The organism is Flavobacterium sp. PLA-DH12 (assembly GCF_059511845.1).
Window position 1 is genome coordinate 278,011 of record NZ_JCAMPD010000007.1, and the last position, 18,126, is coordinate 296,136.

General features: G+C 33.9%; 14 protein-coding genes. 3 read left to right on the forward strand and 11 right to left on the reverse strand.

The genetic code is table 11. The annotated features are described in order from the left end of the window. Positions 1–63 precede the first annotated feature (63 nt). Positions 64–2,328 (forward strand): aconitate hydratase, encoded by a 2,265-nt coding sequence (locus tag AC5ZCW_RS15685; protein ID WP_177210632.1) that lies wholly within the window; start codon positions 64–66, stop codon positions 2,326–2,328. A gap of 70 nt (positions 2,329–2,398) precedes the next feature. On the opposite strand, the gene AC5ZCW_RS15690 is transcribed toward AC5ZCW_RS15685, so the two are convergent. Next, the gene (locus tag AC5ZCW_RS15690) at positions 2,399–3,778 is read right to left on the reverse strand and encodes a Kelch repeat-containing protein (RefSeq protein WP_496120777.1); all 1,380 of its coding nucleotides are present in this window, start codon (positions 3,776–3,778) and stop codon (positions 2,399–2,401) included. A gap of 245 nt (positions 3,779–4,023) precedes the next feature. Between AC5ZCW_RS15690 and AC5ZCW_RS15695 the strand changes: the two genes are divergently transcribed. Further along, the gene (locus tag AC5ZCW_RS15695) at positions 4,024–5,181 is read left to right on the forward strand and encodes a C40 family peptidase (RefSeq protein ID WP_496120778.1); all 1,158 of its coding nucleotides are present in this window, start codon (positions 4,024–4,026) and stop codon (positions 5,179–5,181) included. On the opposite strand, the gene AC5ZCW_RS15700 is transcribed toward AC5ZCW_RS15695, so the two are convergent. The 4 genes from AC5ZCW_RS15700 to AC5ZCW_RS15715 form a co-directional block, all read right to left on the reverse strand. Beyond that, positions 5,178–5,567 carry a response regulator gene (locus AC5ZCW_RS15700; protein WP_343542694.1) on the reverse strand — a complete coding sequence of 130 codons (390 nt, stop codon included), beginning with the start codon at positions 5,565–5,567 and terminating at the stop codon, positions 5,178–5,180. The two genes, AC5ZCW_RS15695 and AC5ZCW_RS15700, sit on opposite strands and share 4 nt — an antisense overlap. Beyond that, the gene (locus AC5ZCW_RS15705) at positions 5,557–6,981 is read right to left on the reverse strand and encodes a sensor histidine kinase (protein ID WP_496120779.1); all 1,425 of its coding nucleotides are present in this window, start codon (positions 6,979–6,981) and stop codon (positions 5,557–5,559) included. Before AC5ZCW_RS15705 ends, AC5ZCW_RS15700 begins: the two co-directional genes overlap by 11 nt. 415 nt (positions 6,982–7,396) lie before the next feature. Continuing rightward, positions 7,397–8,155 (reverse strand): methyltransferase domain-containing protein, encoded by a 759-nt coding sequence (locus AC5ZCW_RS15710; RefSeq protein ID WP_496120780.1) that lies wholly within the window; start codon positions 8,153–8,155, stop codon positions 7,397–7,399. 105 nt (positions 8,156–8,260) lie between these two features. Further along, a complete protein-coding gene (locus tag AC5ZCW_RS15715; protein WP_496120781.1) occupies positions 8,261–8,647 on the reverse strand; it encodes a DUF5958 family protein in 387 nt (128 codons plus the stop codon). A 335-nt stretch (positions 8,648–8,982) separates the two neighbouring features. Between AC5ZCW_RS15715 and AC5ZCW_RS15720 the strand changes: the two genes are divergently transcribed. Next, the gene (locus AC5ZCW_RS15720) at positions 8,983–10,395 is read left to right on the forward strand and encodes an APC family permease (protein WP_281631401.1); all 1,413 of its coding nucleotides are present in this window, start codon (positions 8,983–8,985) and stop codon (positions 10,393–10,395) included. 64 nt (positions 10,396–10,459) lie between these two features. On the opposite strand, the gene AC5ZCW_RS15725 is transcribed toward AC5ZCW_RS15720, so the two are convergent. The 6 genes from AC5ZCW_RS15725 to dinB all read right to left on the reverse strand — a co-directional run bounded on the left by AC5ZCW_RS15725 (position 10,460) and on the right by dinB (position 18,052). Next, entirely contained in the window at positions 10,460–10,870 is a 411-nt protein-coding gene (locus AC5ZCW_RS15725) for an MFS transporter (RefSeq protein ID WP_496120782.1), read from the reverse strand. Positions 10,871–11,030: 160 nt separating this feature from the next. Continuing rightward, positions 11,031–11,492: a DUF1810 domain-containing protein gene (locus AC5ZCW_RS15730; protein WP_177210625.1), complete on the reverse strand. Its 462-nt coding sequence runs from the start codon at positions 11,490–11,492 to the stop codon at positions 11,031–11,033. A 157-nt stretch (positions 11,493–11,649) separates the two neighbouring features. Next, positions 11,650–12,276: an alpha-ketoglutarate-dependent dioxygenase AlkB family protein gene (locus AC5ZCW_RS15735; RefSeq protein WP_177210624.1), complete on the reverse strand. Its 627-nt coding sequence runs from the start codon at positions 12,274–12,276 to the stop codon at positions 11,650–11,652. Between the two features lie 40 nt (positions 12,277–12,316). Further along, the gene (locus tag AC5ZCW_RS15740; protein WP_496120783.1) at positions 12,317–13,696 is read right to left on the reverse strand and encodes an exonuclease domain-containing protein; all 1,380 of its coding nucleotides are present in this window, start codon (positions 13,694–13,696) and stop codon (positions 12,317–12,319) included. Positions 13,697–13,817: 121 nt separating this feature from the next. Beyond that, positions 13,818–16,871, reverse strand: coding sequence for a DNA polymerase III subunit alpha (locus AC5ZCW_RS15745; RefSeq protein WP_496120784.1), 3,054 nt, complete (start codon positions 16,869–16,871; stop codon positions 13,818–13,820). Then, entirely contained in the window at positions 16,871–18,052 is a 1,182-nt protein-coding gene (dinB, locus tag AC5ZCW_RS15750; RefSeq protein WP_496120785.1) for a DNA polymerase IV, read from the reverse strand. The genes AC5ZCW_RS15745 and dinB overlap by 1 nt, the downstream gene beginning before the upstream one ends. Positions 18,053–18,126 lie beyond the last annotated feature (74 nt).

The window sequence follows — 18,126 nt, forward strand, 5'->3', positions numbered from 1 at the left end:
CTATTTTTTGTAACTTGTCATGTTCAAAATAAAATAAAAAAAACAAAAAATAATATAGAACTTATGGCTTTTGATATCGAAATGATTAAAAAAGTGTACGAAAACATGCCAAATCGTGTTGATAAAGCACGAGAGATTGTTGGACGTCCACTTACTTTGACAGAGAAAATTTTATACAACCACCTTTGGGATGGAAATCCGACAAAGGCGTTTGGCAGAGGAGTTGATTATGTTGATTTCGCACCAGATCGTGTGGCGTGTCAAGATGCAACGGCACAAATGGCATTGTTGCAGTTTATGCATGCAGGAAAATCTAAAGTGGCAGTACCAACAACGGTACACTGTGACCACTTGATTCAGGCAAAAGTAGATGCTGCAACCGATTTGGCTAGAGCAAAAACACAAAGCAACGAGGTTTTCGACTTCTTATCTTCTGTTTCTAATAAATACGGAATAGGTTTTTGGAAGCCAGGAGCTGGAATTATTCACCAAGTGGTACTTGAAAATTATGCTTTCCCTGGCGGAATGATGATTGGTACCGATTCTCATACTGTAAATGCAGGTGGTTTAGGTATGGTGGCTATTGGTGTTGGTGGAGCAGATGCTGTAGATGTTATGTCTGGAATGGCTTGGGAACTTAAATTTCCTAAACTTATCGGAGTTAAATTAACAGGGAAATTATCAGGATGGACAGCGCCAAAAGACGTTATTCTTAAGGTGGCTGGTATTTTGACTGTAAAAGGAGGAACTGGTGCTATAGTCGAGTATTTTGGAGAAGGTGCAACTTCTATGTCTTGTACAGGTAAAGGGACTATTTGTAATATGGGAGCCGAAATTGGAGCTACAACATCTACTTTTGGATATGATGCTTCTATGGGGCGTTACCTGCGTTCTACAAATAGAGCCGATGTTGCTGATGCTGCAGATAAAATTGCTCCATATTTAACAGGAGATCCAGAAGTTTACGCAAACCCTGAAAAATATTTCGATCAGGTTATCGAAATTGATTTGTCTAAATTAGAGCCGCATTTAAATGGACCTTTTACCCCAGATTTGGCTACTCCAATTTCTAAAATGAAAGAAGAAGCAATCAAAAATAACTGGCCATTACAAATTCAAGTTGGTTTAATAGGGTCTTGTACAAACTCTTCTTACGAAGATATTTCTCGTGCAGCTTCTTTGGCTAGACAGGTTGCAGATAAAAACTTAAAGACAAAAGCCGAGTTTACTATTACTCCAGGTTCTGAAGTAGTTCGTTCGACTATTGAAAGAGACGGATTTATTGATACGTTCCATAAAATTGGTGCAACTGTTTTTGCTAATGCCTGCGGGCCATGTATTGGTATGTGGGATAGAGAAGGGGCAGAAAAAGAAGAAAGAAATACAATTGTTCACTCTTTTAACCGTAACTTCTCAAAACGTGCAGATGGTAATCCAAATACATTAGCTTTTGTAGGTTCTCCAGAGTTGGTAACAGCGATGGCGATTGCTGGTGATTTAGGCTTTAATCCATTAACAGATACATTAATCAATGAAGATGGCGAAGAAGTTATGCTTGATGCTCCAACAGGAGACGAGCTTCCTTCTAAAGGTTTCTACGCCGAAGATCCAGGATTTCAGGCTCCAGCAGCAGATGGTTCAAATGTGCAAGTTGTGGTCAATCCAACATCTGAGCGATTGCAGCTATTAGCTCCGTTTGATGCGTGGGATGGTAAAAACATCACAGGTGCTAAATTATTAATTAAAGCATTCGGAAAATGTACAACCGATCATATTTCTATGGCTGGACCATGGTTGCGCTTCCGCGGACATTTAGATAATATTTCTAATAATATGCTAATTGGTGCGGTAAATGCTTATAATCAAAAAACAAACTCAGTTAAAAATCAATTGACAGGTCAATATGATGCTGTTCCTGCGGTTGCTCGTGCGTATAAAGCTGCTGGAGTTCCGTCTATCGTAGTTGGAGATCATAACTACGGAGAAGGTTCTTCTCGTGAACATGCGGCAATGGAACCTCGTTTCTTAGGAGTTAAAGCAGTATTGGTAAAATCTTTTGCGCGTATCCACGAAACAAACCTTAAAAAGCAAGGTCTTTTAGGATTGACATTTGCAAACGAAGCTGATTATGATAAAATCCAAGAGGATGATACTATTAACTTCTTAGATTTAACAGAATTTGCTCCAGGAAAGCCATTGACATTAGAATTTGTTCACGCAGATGGCACCAAAGATATTATTTTGGCTAACCATACCTATAATGAAGGGCAAATTGGATGGTTTGTTGCAGGTTCTGCATTAAACTTAATTGCAGCTGGAAAAGCTTAATTTTTAGATTTATATAATAAAAAATGCCCTGTTTTTACAGGGCATTTTTTATTATAATTAATTTGGTTTACTAGTTTGCGGTAGATAAGCTCAAGCCAGATGATAAAACTTTGATGTGATTGAGTTGTGTTTTGTCAAATTCTTCTATGTCAATGCTGTAAATATTTTGAGAAGGAGTGTTTGAGAAGTCATCTTGAAGAGTTCCGCCAAGTATGTATAATTTGTTGTTGTAATAATGCATGCTAGAACCTTTTAATTGAATATCAACCAGATATTCCTTTAATTGTTTTGTTTTAATATCATAAAGATATACCTGATTGTTTTCAAAGAAATAAATTATATTTTCATGAAAGGTTACAGCTGGTCTTTCTAATCCTGTAAATAATTCTCCTTCAGTCTGCCATTTTTCAGTTTTTAGATCAAAGGTTTCAATTTGAGATAAAGGGGTGTCATTGTTTCCTCCAATTAAATAAATTTTATCAGCTATTAGAACGCCCGAAGTTTCTTTAGCTACTGGCATACTTGCAAGCTCATACCAATAGCCAGAAGTGATATTGTATTGGTGTACTTTATTTGTAAATGTCTTTTTGTCTTTATCATTCATTTTTATTGAGCCTCCAATTACAATTATATTGTCATTGTAGGTAAATGCCGCAGCATTAGATGCTTGATGCGGATTTGTTTTATCAATTGTAATACTTTGCTTTTTAGTGTCAAATACCTCAATCTCATTTTGTAGGTATTCAAAAATTCCATTATCAGAAATTTTTTTTCCGCCTAAAATATAGATTTTACCGTTGTAATAATTAAGATTATGATAGGCTCTTTTTTTGAATTGTAGATTTGATTCTTCCCAAGAATTATTTTGTATGTCGTATACCAGTAATCTTCCTTTATAAGAGAAATAATTTGGGTTATTACGAATTTCTCGGAGGTAATCTTTCAGGGTAAAATCTGGACGTTCTCGTTTGACTTTTTCCCAAGGATCTGTTTTATAGCTTGCATCTCCGCCTATAATATAGATTTTGCTGTCTTGTAAAATTGATCCAAAAGAGGTAATTCTATATTGTAAAGGAGCTAATTTGGTTGTGTTCAGTTTAGATTTTAATCTTAATTTGCGATTTTTAGTAATAACTAAGCCTTTTAAATTTTCTATAGTTTCTTGAAGAAAAATTTTGAAGTCTACTTTTTTTAAGTCACTTAAAGCAATTTTTGTGGTAATAAATCCAATATGCGAAAATTGTAAACTATCTTGATCTTTGAAATTAGAGGGCAATTTTAAGGTAAATTCGCCATTGCTATTCGTTAAAGTTCCAAAACTTCCTGATATGCTGGTAATGTTAGTGTCTTCTAAAGCTGTTTTGTTTTTTTTAGAGAGTACCATTCCCTTTATAATTTGCGCATTTGTAATAAAAGGAAAGAAAATGATGAGATAGAATAGATTTTTCAAAATATCTAGGTTTTTTATTAGGTTAAATTTAATAAAAAAATATATGTTTTGTAAAAAACTGCCTTTCAAAAAGTTGGATTAATTTTTATGCAGAGACTGTTAATTCGAGGTAAAATAATTGTTAAAAACACAGGTTTTTTTACATTAAAAAGTTAAATTCGCTTTTTAGGCAATATATTTGTCTTTTTTGAGTTCAAATTATGGTATAACATTAAAAAAAGGGTAAAAACTTTTAAATAAGGAGTATGGTTTACAGGTTAATAATAGTATTGTTTTTTTTCAGTGTAGGAGCTTTGGCGCAGGATAATTTTATTAAGCACAAAATTTCACAAGGAGATAACCTTTCTGTTGTTGCTAAAAAATATGGAGTAAAAGTAAAAGACATCGCAGACGCAAACCCCAATGCTCCTAAAATATTAAAACTAAATTCAACCCTTTTAATCCCGAATAAAAATAAAACCACTGCAAAAGTAAAGACTAACAATATTGAAGTTGCAGTAAATAATAACTCTTCTAATACTTCTGGCACTCATGAAGTAGCTTCCAAAGAAACACTTTGGGGAATTTCTAAAAAATATAATGTCTCTGTTGATGATTTAAAGAAAGCAAATCCACTTTTGGAAACAGAAGGACTGAAAATTGGACAGCAGATTATTATTCCTTCGGATGTAGCTTTAGTAAATGAAAAACCAATCGAAACTAATGCTGAAGTAGTATCGACAGATGTAGAGCTTATTAGGGAAGTGAAGTCAAAAGAAACGAAATATGGCATTTCTAAAGAATATGGTATTACAGTTGCAGAGTTAGAACGCCAGAATCCTTCAATTAAAGGTAAAGTCCCTGTTGGATATTTGTTGAAAATTCGCATTCCAAAAGAAAAAGCAGATGCAATTCAAGCCGCAAAAACAGTGCAAGAGACCAACGTGCAAACTGACGTTTCTTCTAGTCAAATAGCAGAAACAACTGCAAATCAGGAAATAAAAAGAGATTCAACTCTTGTGAGAACAGGAAATTATTCGGTGTTAATTGATCAGCTTATCGCAAGTGCAACAGAAAATATAGGCACGAGATATAGATCAGGCGGAACAACAAAAGCAGGGTTTGACTGTTCAGGATTAATGTTTTGTACTTTCGGTAATTTTGATATTAAACTTCCTAGAAGTTCAATAGAGCAATCTAGAATAGGAACAAAAGTAACTTCAGACGAAGCGCAAAAAGGCGATTTAATTTTCTTTAGAACCAATGGTAGACGTCATATAAATCACGTAGGTATGGTTGTTGAAAATGTTGATGGTGAAATTAAATTTGTGCATTCATCTACTCACGGCGGTGTGATGATTTCTTCAACAAAAGAACCATATTACACAAGAACATTTTCTCAAGTAAACCGCGTTTTGAATTAAGCTTCTAGAAATACACTTTTCAATATTTCTAATCTAAAAGGTTTATTCCAGAAATCAGTGACGTACTTATTTTCTTTTACTTTCTTGATTTCATCACTATCTAAGGTCGAAGAAAGCACAAAAATTTCAATATTTTGTTTTATATCTTCTGGCAGCCGGTCAAATTCTTTCAAAAATTCAAATCCGTCCATAATAGGCATCTGAATGTCTAAAAGGATAATTAATGGATTTTGATTCTGATTTTTTAGTAACCAGTTCATTCCTTCTTTTCCATTATTGGCTATATAAACAGGATTAATGTCTAGCCCTTTTTTAAGCAGTTTTTTAGTGACAAATTGATCAATCAGATTGTCTTCTATAATTACAAATTGAGATCTATACGGCATATGAATTTGGTATTGTTACTATAAATTTACTTCCAACTCTGCTTTCAGAAAAAACGGAAATGTCTCCTCTAATATTTTCAACTGCTTCTTTTACGATATACAAGCCTAATCCGGAACCTTTATTTTTGTTAGTTCCAAAATACATGTCAAAAATATTAGCTTTATGATCGTCATGAATCCCGATTCCATTATCGGATACTTCAATTTTATTTAAGCCTTCGCTAAAATAAGTTCTTATGGTAATAAACATTTCTTGCTTGCTGCAATCTGCATATTTTATAGCATTTGAAAGGAGGTTGTTAATAATGATTTTTAAACGAAGACCATCGCTTTCAATTTGGTCTACTAAGTGTTCTTGTGTGAATTTAATCCTGTTAGCATTTTCAATATGCATTAATTGCAGGATAGCTTCATTGCATAACTCTTTAAGACTTACCGGTTCCATTATTATTTCTTTTCTTTTGTTTTTAGAATAATCAATAATGTCGCTAATAAATTGATCTTGTCTGGCAAGACTTTGATGCATCATTTGTAAATAATCTCGAACTTGTTCTACATCGTCTTCTAGTGCAGTTATTTCAATAAGGCCTTTTAATGAAGTAATGGGAGATCTCAAGTCGTGCGAAGCACTGTAAACAAATCGGTCTAATTCGCGATTTACTATAATAAGATTTTCATTTTTTACTTCTGTTTCTTTTTTTGAAATCAATAACCTTTTGACCATTATCGAATAATACAAACAAACACTGCAGATTATAATTAGAATGAAAAAGATGTTTGTAATAATGAGTAGATCTTTTATTTTTCGAGTTCCTTCGCCAAGTGTATTTGAGAAATTACGCTGATTAATGGTTAATTGGTCACTTATTGTACTAATTTCGTTTAAGTATTTTTTTTCATCTTCTGGGTTTAATAAATTGCGCTCTATTTTGGCATTGATCTGCTGTCCGATAACAAATAAGTCAAAAATTAATTTATCTCCTTTTCCCCATTCTTTGATCGCTTTAGATAAAAAACTTACATCTTTAAAGTTGTCAAATAACCAGATAATGTCATCAAGATCATCTTCGTTATTTCTCCCAATCAGAAATCCCTTTCTTGCAATCTTATTATCTCCAGCTTTCAAAAGTGTAATTCTTGCAATGCCATCTCCTTGAGGCACTTTTAATTCTTCAAGATACAATTTCCATTGCGCATGATTTTTAGTAAATAAATAAGTGATTAAATGTCTAGATGCATCTTTTTGTCCTTTTGAATAATGCGATTCTCCGTTGACATAAGCTCTATTAGCAGATAAAATTTTAATGGTAAAAAAGTTGATGCAGATTAATAATGCACAGGAAATAAAAACGATTAAAATAAGGATAAAAACATTTGGAAAACGAAAGTTTTTTAAAGCTTGCAGTTTAGACATAATCTTAAAATTAGTAGGTTGATAATAAAGTGCCTTTTGCATGTTTTTGTCAAAAAAAATAAAAAAATGGGACAATTATTTATTTTTTAAATATTAAACACTTGTTAATGTATTTTCCTGTTTGTAGATGCTTTTAAAATGATTATCTCAAATATAATAAAATTTATCTTATGATTTTTATGTAAAAAGCCATCTTGAAACAAAAATATTTCTATTTTGTTTAGTTTTGTTTAATTATTTGGTTATTAGTATGTTTTGTTTATTAAGACAAGATTTTAGCAGTTTTTGAACTAAACAAAGAGAGTTTTAACTTCAATTTTGAAGATAAAAAAGCAATAAAAAAAGGCGCTATGTAAAAAACAGTAAATCTCGTTTTTGTTTAAAGATTGGTAATGAATTTGTTTAGATTGTATGATTAAAATTTAGCGTAAATAATCAGTCTTTTAAATGCGTAAATAGATGGAACGACAGGAAAATAGGCATCTATTCTTTTTTTGAATTCAGCTGTTAATGCTGCAAATTCCAGCTCCTTTAATCTTTCTTGATAAACAGTTAATGCCGAACCGGAAATAAAGTCAAAAAAATCGTCCTTTTGACTAGAAATTAAGGGATAAACTTTCTCGTAGAGAACCAAATCGGTACCGCCATTTTCGAATAGAATTTTAGCGTAATCATCTAAAGTCAATATTGGAGAAGGGCGTGTCCAATCTTTGAGATACGTAGCAAAAGGTTCTTCTTGAACAAGCTGTAAAAGTATTTTATTCAAGATGTTTTCATTTTGCTGTGGCATCTGAACTGCCAATTGTCCGCCTGGATTTATTCGGGAGATAATTTGAGGAAAAAGTTCATTATGATTATCAATCCATTGTAAGGCCGCATTTGAAAAGATCAAATCCCATTTGGTTTCGTCGTTGATTTGTTCTAAAATCGTTTTTTCTTTAAATTCAAGATTTTCTTGCACTGGAGCTTTTGCCAGCATTTCGACAGAATTATCAATACCAAGAACAGTTGGATTGGTTAGTTTTTGATGCAATTTTTGAGTAAGTTCACCCGTTCCGCATCCGAGATCTATAACTTTCAAATTGGGTTTATCAATAATATGACTTGTTAGATCGTCAAAAGGTTTAGAACGTTCTTCTTTAAACTCATTATATTTTTTCGGATCCCAGGTCATGATTTTCTTTTTCTTTTAAAATTAAAGAAAATTTCTAATGCTTCAAAACCAAGGAAAAAGATTATTCTGTTGTTTTACAATTAAAATTGAAAAACTCATTTAAAGTTATTCTAATTCATGCCAAAAATGACCGCAGCCGTTTTTGCATTCTGTATTTCTTCTTTCTGTATCTGTAATTTTAAAAATCCAAAGTAAAGAGGTTATTACTTTTTTATTTTCATTTTCGGGCAAGGAAGCCAATTTATTGAAAGCAATTTTGGTCGAGAAACTTTTTAAAATTACAATTGGCGTGCAAGTTGGTTTTAGGGGAATACTATTTATTGCTCTTTGATAAGTTTCTGAATTATAATCAGTTTTATTTGGAATAGAATTTAAAATGTAAACTTGAAGTGTTTCAAAAATCTTGTCAAAACTATTCTTATCCAATAATAGTTCTAAACCAATATTGAAATCCATTTTGTCTTGAGCAATTTTATTGATTATTTCTTCCATTCTTTCCAAATTCTTTATTTTCATTAGGCAATTCGTAGAAATCAAATATATAAAAGTTGGAATTACTAATGTTGATTTATATATCGTTTTTGAATGCACTTTTTGTTTGCTTTAGGGATGACAACAGCATCCTTTTGTAGCAATCCGATAGCTATCAGGAACCATAAAAGATAAAGTGAATAGTCCGACCCAAAAGTATACGCCCAAAAGATTTTAATAAAGATTAGGGTTAAATCTTGATAAATATGGTCTTTTTTAAGAATTTATGGAATTTATAATTTAAAGATTAAGATTTCAGAAAAAAGTATATCTTTAGCCAACCTAAACCAATAAAAATGCAAGAAAACGACCAAGAACATTTTAAAAGAGAACTCGGACTCTTAGACGGAACCATGCTTGTGGTTGGCTCTATGATTGGATCCGGAATATTTATTGTAAGTGCCGATATTGCCCGACAAGTAGGCTCGGCAGGATGGCTTACACTAATCTGGCTTTTGTCTGGATTTATTACCGTTGTAGCAGCAGTTAGCTATGGCGAATTGAGTGCGATGTTTCCAAAAGCTGGTGGACAATATGTTTACTTGAAAGAAGCCTATAATAAACTAATTGCCTTTTTGTACGGCTGGAGTTTTTTCGCAGTTATTCAGACTGGAACTATTGCGGCAGTAGGAGTGGCTTTTTCTAAATTTGCAGCTTATTTGTATGAACCTTTGAGTGATGAGAATATTCTTTACGAACTGGGAGCTTTTAAACTGAATGCAGCTCAGCTAGTTTCGATTTTAACTATTATCATTCTAACTTTTATCAATAGTCGAGGAGTGAAAAATGGAAAAATTCTGCAAACCGTTTTAACGATAATTAAAATTTTATCGCTTCTTGGATTAGTCGTTTTCGGATTAACCCTTGCTGCGAAAGCTTCTGTTTGGGATGCAAACTGGGCAGACGGATGGAGCACAAGAACATTTGACAAAGAAAGCGGATCATGGTTGCCAATTAGTGGAACAGCCTTAATTTCTGGAATTTCAGCAGCAATGGTTGGATCTTTATTTTCTAGTGATGCTTGGAACGGTGTGACTTTTATCGCTGGTGAAATTAAAAATCCTAAACGAAATGTAGGTCTTAGTCTTTTTCTAGGAACTTTTATTGTAACCTCTCTATATGTTGTAACAAATCTTATGTATTTGGCCGTAGTTCCGTTTGATGAAATAGCAACAGCAAAGTTTGATCGTGTTGCAGTTGTGGCTTCAGATTATATTTTTGGAAATGTCGGAGCGTTGATTATCGCAATTATGATTATGATTTCGACTTTTGCGTGCAACAACGGATTAATTATGGCTGGTGCGAGAGTATATTATACGATGGCAAAAGATGGTTTGTTTTTCAAAAAAGCAGCTGTTTTAAATAGTTCGAGCGTTCCTGCTTGGGCACTTTGGGCGCAGTGTATTTGGGCTTCGGCTTTGTGCTTGACAGGCAAATATGGTGATTTGCTTGATTTTGTAATTATCATCGTATTGATTTTTTATATTCTGACCATCTACGGAATTTTTATTCTAAGAAAAAAGATGCCAGATGCAGAAAGACCTTATAAAGCATTTGGATATCCATTTTTACCAATGCTATATATTGTTGTAGCGTCGGCAATTTGTATTGCGTTACTAATTACAAAATTCTCAACCTGCGGCTGGGGAGTGTTGATTATGTTAACTGGAATTCCAGTTTATTACTTAACGAAACCGAAAGAAGAATAGATTCAAAAATTTCAAATTTTATCTATAAAAAAGTGCCTTTTATTGCAAGGCACTTTTTGTTTTTTTAATTGTTTGTATTCGATAAATCATTGTCAATTCTCTCTGTGGTAGGTCTGAGAAATATCAGATAAACTAATATCAGAATTCCAAATAATATAAAATCGGGTTTTAAAATTAAAATCAAAAAAGCGGCGCCTTCAAGAACCGCCCATCGCATAATAGAGGCAGCTTGATATATAAGCATTTTATCTTCGAGTTTTAATTTTGGGTCAATCTGCTTTAATTGTGTTTTAAATAATATACTGCTTAAAACAATTGCTAGAATCGGAATAGCAAGATATATTATTGAAGCTGTATCAATAACAGGTACATGTAGCGTTTCAAGTGAAAGATCTCCAATAATGTAATAAGCGATGATGGTTCCTGCACAAATGGCGAGATGGATAATTTGTAAAGCTTTGATTTTTTCGGTCATGATTTGGTTTAGATTTGAGGTTAACTTTATGCAAGTTAAGATTAATTACTTTTAAATAAACAGTTTATGATATTGGTTTTAGTGAATAGTATAGCCATAAACAAAAAAAAGACACTATAAGTAGTGTCTTTTAAATGTAAATAATCGTTGTAAACTCTAGTTATATTTCAACCGGCTCATCAACAGATTTTATAGTTGAATTAATAATAGACAAAGTAAGCGGATCGGTTTCTCCAGAGAAGAAAGCCTCCAAAATTTCCTGAAATATCGGATTTGCATTTTCTACCAATGAAAATAAAGTCATGCAAGAACGTAATTTTCGTGCATCTAAGTCACCAAAAATTCCATCAGCCGATTTCATCTTAAAGGTTAATAATAACTCTGAAATTTCAATCAAATGTTTTCCTAAAATAGGATGCTCCAAATAATCTGTAGCTTCTTTTAAATCATTAATGGCATAAAGATTTGCAGTATCACTTTTACCCAATCCTTTAATTTGAGGAAAAATAAACCACATCCAATGCGTCTCTTTTTTCCCCTTTCCGATTTCAGAAAGAGCAGTAAGATAAAGTTTGTTTTGCGCATCTAAGAAGCGCGCTAAATCGTTGTTTGAATAAGCCATTACGGTATTATATTTTTTTAAAAGGTTGCAAAAATAGTAAAAAAGGAAGGTTCAGCCTAATAAAACGTTCATACAATCAGTATTTTAACTTTTTTCGACAGAATTTTCCTCATAGGGATTGAGCTAATAAATCAGCTAGTTTTTAGTTCTGAATGTATTACGTATTACGTTGCGTTTGTCTGAATGTTAAATTTATTCTGGGCAAAACTTTACGTGCCGTTTTCGGAACATGGTGCTGCCAGAAACTATTCGTAGTTCCCGCCATTAGTAGAAAAGAACCATGATGAAGCGGAATTTCAACTAACGGAATATCCTTTCTAAATTTATGGCGAAGTTTAAACATTCGAGTTTCCCCAAAAGTCACAGAAGCTATAATCGGATCTTTACCAGATTTGTCTTCCCGATCGCTATGCCAGCCTACACCATCTTTCCCGTTTCGGTATAAATTTAACAGAAGACTGTTAAAATCAAGCTGAGTTTCTTTCTCCACGCGGCCTCTGATTTTTAACAATTCATACGTCCAGTCAGGTCCGTTTGGATCTGCTCCTTCGTTGTCTTTATCTTCATACCATGCAATCATTCTGGGAACAGTATAGGTTTTATCATAAATTTCCATTTCATATTCTCTCCATTTCGTTTTGCGCAGTATTCTTTCATAAAAAGAATCTGATTCTTCTTTGCTGAAGAAATTTTCAATCAGAATTAGTTCGCAATCCGGAAGATCAAATATTTTTTTACCTCCGTGTCCAGTGGTAAATAATTCGGTGTCGGTAAATAGTGTCATAATTTTGATTTTTACAGCTCTATTTTTCTCTAATTTGATTTTAGACTAAGAAATGTTTTTTAAAGAATACTTTTCTAGGATGCTTTTCTGCATAAGAAAAAATCAGTTGCTCAATGTATTGATTGCTTTTATAAGGCGTAACATAATTTTTTACGTCTGAAGGCTCATGAATCGAAACATCTGAAGGAAGATACCCCATCCCGTAAAAATGCCCATTTTCAATCCAAATGCAACTGCGTTCTTCTTTTGATTTTCCTTTGTCAATAATGGCAAAAGAAGGTCTATTATTCAATAGATAATCAATAGCATTATCGACTTGTGCATTATGCATTATAGCATCGGGCAGACTTTGCACATTATTATTGTAGAAAAATTCGCCATCCTCAGATTTTGAATATTTACAGAAACGATGATCGATTTCAAAACGTTCGGCAAGGTTTCGAAGTAAATTGATACCTTCATGCAAACTGCTGAATTCGTGAATACAAACCTGAAACTTACTTACTTTGCCAATGGCAAGATATTTATAGCCATTTCTAGCTTCGTATTGGTAAATTCCAAATTTGGCTTCAAAACGTTTTAAAGCTCTATTATAAGTTGGCCAAAGTTTTTTGATTTCGGTACATTCTAAAAGAAGCGCCATTAATTCGGTAGCGCAGATTTCAAAAGAAATTCCGTGAATATCTCTTAAAAAGTGCTGCCTTTGCGGATTTATATTGTTACCAGTAAAATGTGATGCTACACGTTTCTTTACATTGATGGCTTTTCCAACATAAATCACTTTTTTTTGCTGATTATAAAAGTAATAGACACCTGGTTTTTCGGGTAAATTATTAAAGTCATCTGGTGGAAGATTAGGAGGTAAACGCTGATCTTGTGCTGTTTTTTTGATCATTTTCTCGATTTCTCCAGCGTCATCCCATTCTAATAAAAGCGAAAAAAGCAAAGCAGTAGCATCGGCATCTCCGCCGGCGCGGTGTCTGTTTTCTAAATTGATATTTAAAGAATTGCAAAGATTCCCTAAACTATAAGAACCCAATCCCGGTTTGATTTTTCTGGCTGCTCGAACGGTGCAAAGTTTTTTAGCAGACCATTTAAAACCTGACTGTTCCAATTGATGATGAACAAATGAATAATCGAAATTGACATTATGTGCAACGAAAATACGATCAGTAAGCATTTCCAAAACTTTTTCTGAAATATCATCAAAGATTGGCGCATTGGCTACCATTTCATTATTAATTCCTGTTAATCCAAAAATAGAAGGAGGAATGTCCTGTTGAGGATTTACAAGTGTTTCATAACGATCCAGCACATTTTTACCATCATGAATAATGATCGCAATTTCTGTAATGCGGCTGCCACTGGCATTTCCACCTGTGGTTTCAATATCGACTATAGCATATTCCGTATTTTTCATCTTTATATAACGTAAGTTGTTCTTTAGTTATTTAAAATTTAACACATAGATTTAAAATTAAAATTGGCAATCTCTACAAGCTAATAAACTATTTTTCTATGTGTTAAATCATTGTACTCATTTAAAATTTCATTCGGTGTCTCGGCAGATTAATTTCATGTCCTTGTGGATAAGGCGCACGATGCGTCAAACTCACATCTTCTTTTATCTGATTTTGTGTTCTGTATTGATCTTTAGAATCCATATATCGCGGATCTGGAATAAAAGGCATTTTTGCCATTTTGGTTATTGTGATAGTCGGAAAATGATAATCGACTTCGACATTTCCTAACAAAAGATAACAGCCTCCGCCCTGAAAAGGATATTTTTCCAGACTATCCGGAAAATGTGCCGTATCAAAATAAGTGCCTTCATGATCGATCCAAGTTCCAAAATACATGGTGCCTTTTTTTGTAGGGACGTGTTTTCTGGAAATCAAATAGGCCAGCATTCGAACCTGTTTTTTATGATATTGAACCAAATCTTTCGCCATGACATCACCGCGGTGTTTGGTTTGTAAAAGATCAAAAACAGTACATGAAACTGGAAAACTTAAAAGCTCAATTTCGTCAAAAGCATCTTCAAAAACGGAACGTTCTAATTTTGGAAGTTTGTATTCTTTAACGGGTTCTTGCAGTAATTTTAAATCTCTATTTTCAGGTTTAAAATTATTCAACAGTAGACTGGCAGTGACCAAAAGCTGATTTTTTGTTTTTCCTGTAAAACGAAAAGCATCAATAAAAATCAGGGTTTTAACGCCTTCAATTCCAATTGGAATTCGGTTGATAAAATCTTGCAGAGAATTAAAATCACCTTTTTTATTTCGATCTTCTTCAATCAAATGAGCAATTTTAGATTCCAAACTTTGAATGTGCATGAAACCTAAATAAATATCGGTACCATACAAAGTCGTTTGATATTCGCTTTTGTTTACACACGGATTATGAATCGTTCCGCCAGACATTCTTGCTTCGTGTACATAAACTTCAGTTCTGTAAAATCCGCCCTGATTGTTGATTACCGCTGTCATGAATTCAACAGGATAATTAACTTTCAAGTACAAACTTTGATAACTTTCAACCGCATAAGAAGCTGAGTGTGCTTTGCAGAAAGAATATCCCGCAAAAGATTCGATCTGACGATAAATTTCCTGACTCAAAGTTTCGGGATGTCCTTTTTGAGCACAGCTCGCAAAGAAATTGTCTTTTACTTTCTGCAACGCTTCCAAAGATCTTCCTTTTCCCGACATGGCACGACGAAGAATATCACCGTCAGGAGCGGGAAGTCCGCCGTAATGCTGGGCGATTTTAATCACATCTTCCTGATAAACCATAATCCCGTAAGTTTCGCCAAGATGTTCCTTGAAAACTTCATGAAAATATTCAAACTGAGTTGGATTATTATGACGGAAAATATATTCTTTCATCATTCCCGATTGTGCTACTCCAGGACGAATAATAGACGACGCGGCGACAAGAATTTTATAATTATCACAATTTAAACGACGCAGTAAACCACGCATAGCAGGACTTTCGATATAAAAACAACCAATAGTATGTCCTTTTGCTAAATAAGAATTGCAAACAGCCTCGTCTTTAGAAATAGAAGTATCACGAATATTAACTTTTATACCTCGATTTTTGGCAATCAGTTTTACGCTGTCATCAATATGGCCAATACCGCGCTGACTTAGAATATCGAATTTATCAAAACCAATTTCTTCGGCAATATGCATGTCAAAAAGTACGATTGGAAAACCTTTTGGAGGTATTTCCAGAGGCGTATAATTGGTAATTGGTTCTTCAGAAATCAAAATTCCACACGCATGCATGCTTCGTTGATTGGGATATTTTCCCATCATTTGTCCGTATTCCTGAACCAATTTTACAATTTTATTGGTTGGATGAAGTTCTTCTGGATTTTTTGCCAAAAGATCTAATTCTTCTTTCGGAAGACCAAAAACCTTTCCGACTTCTCTAAAAATAGAACGGTATTTAAATTCGACATTGGTACCGCAAAATGCCACATGATCTCTGCCGTATTTTTTGAAGATATATTCCAGAATTGTGTTGCGTTCTTGCCAGCTCCAATCAATATCAAAATCAGGTGGCGTTTTGCGGTTGAGGTTTAAAAAACGTTCAAAATATAAATCCAGTTCAATAGGGCAGATATCGGTAATTCCGAGACAATAGGCGATGATGCTGTTGGCACCGCTTCCGCGCCCAATGTGCATAAAACCTTGGCTATTGCTATATTGAATAATATCCCATGTGATTAAAAAATAACCGCTGAATTCTAATTCGTCAATTACTTTTAATTCTTTTTTTACGCGAGCTTTTGCTTCAATATTTTCGTCTCCGTAACGTTTTTCAAATCCTTCCCAAGCCAATTCTGTCAGTTTTTCTAAATCTTTTTGACGGTTTTCAGTATAGAACTTTTTATTTCTTTTAGCCGAAAAATCATATTGAAAATTACAATCGTCAATAATACGCTGTGTATTCAAAATGATTTCAGGATATTTTTCATAAAATGGCAGAATCGATTCTACAGGTTTCATCACATTAGAAACTTTACAGTAATCAGCTTCTGTAAGTTTCGATAAAATAATATTGGTATCAATAGCTCGAAGCACTTTATGCAGATTGTATTCTTTTTTACTTCGAAAAGTTACAGGCTGTAAAATCACCATTTTTGAGATTTTATTTTTATGTTTTGAAGTCAGAAGACCTGAAACTTCTTCAGGACGAACTCCAATAAATTCATTTTCAGAAAGTGTTTCTGGAGCATTTTCTAAAATATAAATCACAAAAACCGATTCGAATTTTGGAGCACGTAAAGGCAAAGTTTCTCCACTGAAATTATGTTTAGTTAGAAAAACATTCATTTCTGCTAAACCTTCTGCATTTTGTGCCAAACCAATATATCGGAATTCGTGATTGCATCGAAATTCCATTCCAATCAAAGGCTTGATTTCCTTTTCCTGACACGCTTTTATAAAATCGTAAATTCCGGTAACAGTATTAATATCGGTCAATGCCATTGCTTTAATATCATGTAAAACGGCTTCAGCAATCAAATCCTTAAGCGGAATCGTGCCGTAACGTAATGAATGATAAGAATGGCAATTGAGATACATTATTTCTTGCGTTTTAAAATTTCGTCTTTAGTATTAGGTTTAAAATGGGCTCCAGCACAGCGCATTACAGCATCAAAACCATAACGGCTTTTCATTTTGTCCATCGCTTCATAAAGTGAAAGCATTTCCTGAGTATCTTCAAAAAGATCAATTTGATAAGTGCCTCGAACCAATCCGCTAAAGCGAACGCCAATCAAACGCAGGCGCATACGGCGCTGATACACTTTCTCAAAAAGTTCTATTACGTTTTTAGTCAAAACATGATCGGCTGAAGTATAAGCTACTCGGCATTGTTTGGTTTCGGTATCGAAATTGGCATAACGAATTTTGACGGTAACAGTCGAGGTCAGCCATTGTTCAGCACGAAGCTGAAAAGCCAGTTTTTCGACCATTCCTAATAATATTCTTCTCAGTTTTGCAATATCAATAGTATCCTGAGAAAAAGTCGTTTCGGTCGAAATTGATTTTCTTTCGGTATAAGGTTCAACAGGGGTGTGGTCAATTCCGTGCGCTTTTTTCCAAAGTTCGAGACCATTTTTACCAATCATTTGCTGTAAAACCTCAGCAGGCATTTCGGCCAAAGTCTGAATTTTACGAACGCCGATTCGGGACAAAAGCTGAAAAGTCACAGCGCCCACCATTGGTATTTTCTGAATCGAAAGCGGATTTAAAAAATCTTGTACTTCTTGTTCCGGAATTTCGAGATTCCCGATAGGTTTGCCTTCACCGGTTGCAATTTTAGAAACCGTTTTATTGATGGATAATGAAAAACTAATAGGCAGTCCGGTTTCTTTAATGACTTTTTGAGCCAGTTCATTCGTCCATTTATAACTGCCGTGAAATTTATCCATTCCGGTAATGTCCATATAAAATTCATCGATGCTGGCTTTTTCTAAAACAGGTGCTTTTTCCTGAAGAATTTCGGTAACATCATGAGAAAGTTGCGAATATAATTCCATGTCGCCTTTCATCACTTTTGCGTCGGGACAAAGTTTTAACGCCATACGAATCGGCATCGCAGAACGGACTCCATATTTACGGGCTTCATACGAACAAGAGGCCACAACGCCACGGTCTCCGCCACCTATAATAAGCGGAATACCGTTAAGTTCAGAGTTGGTGCGTCTTTCACAGGATACAAAAAAGGTATCCAAATCCATATGTACAATTGCCCGTGCCATTTTTTCCTTTTGTTTTTGTATGAAACAAAATTAGTACAGGTGGTAACAATTTTTTGTATATTTGCTGTTCCAAA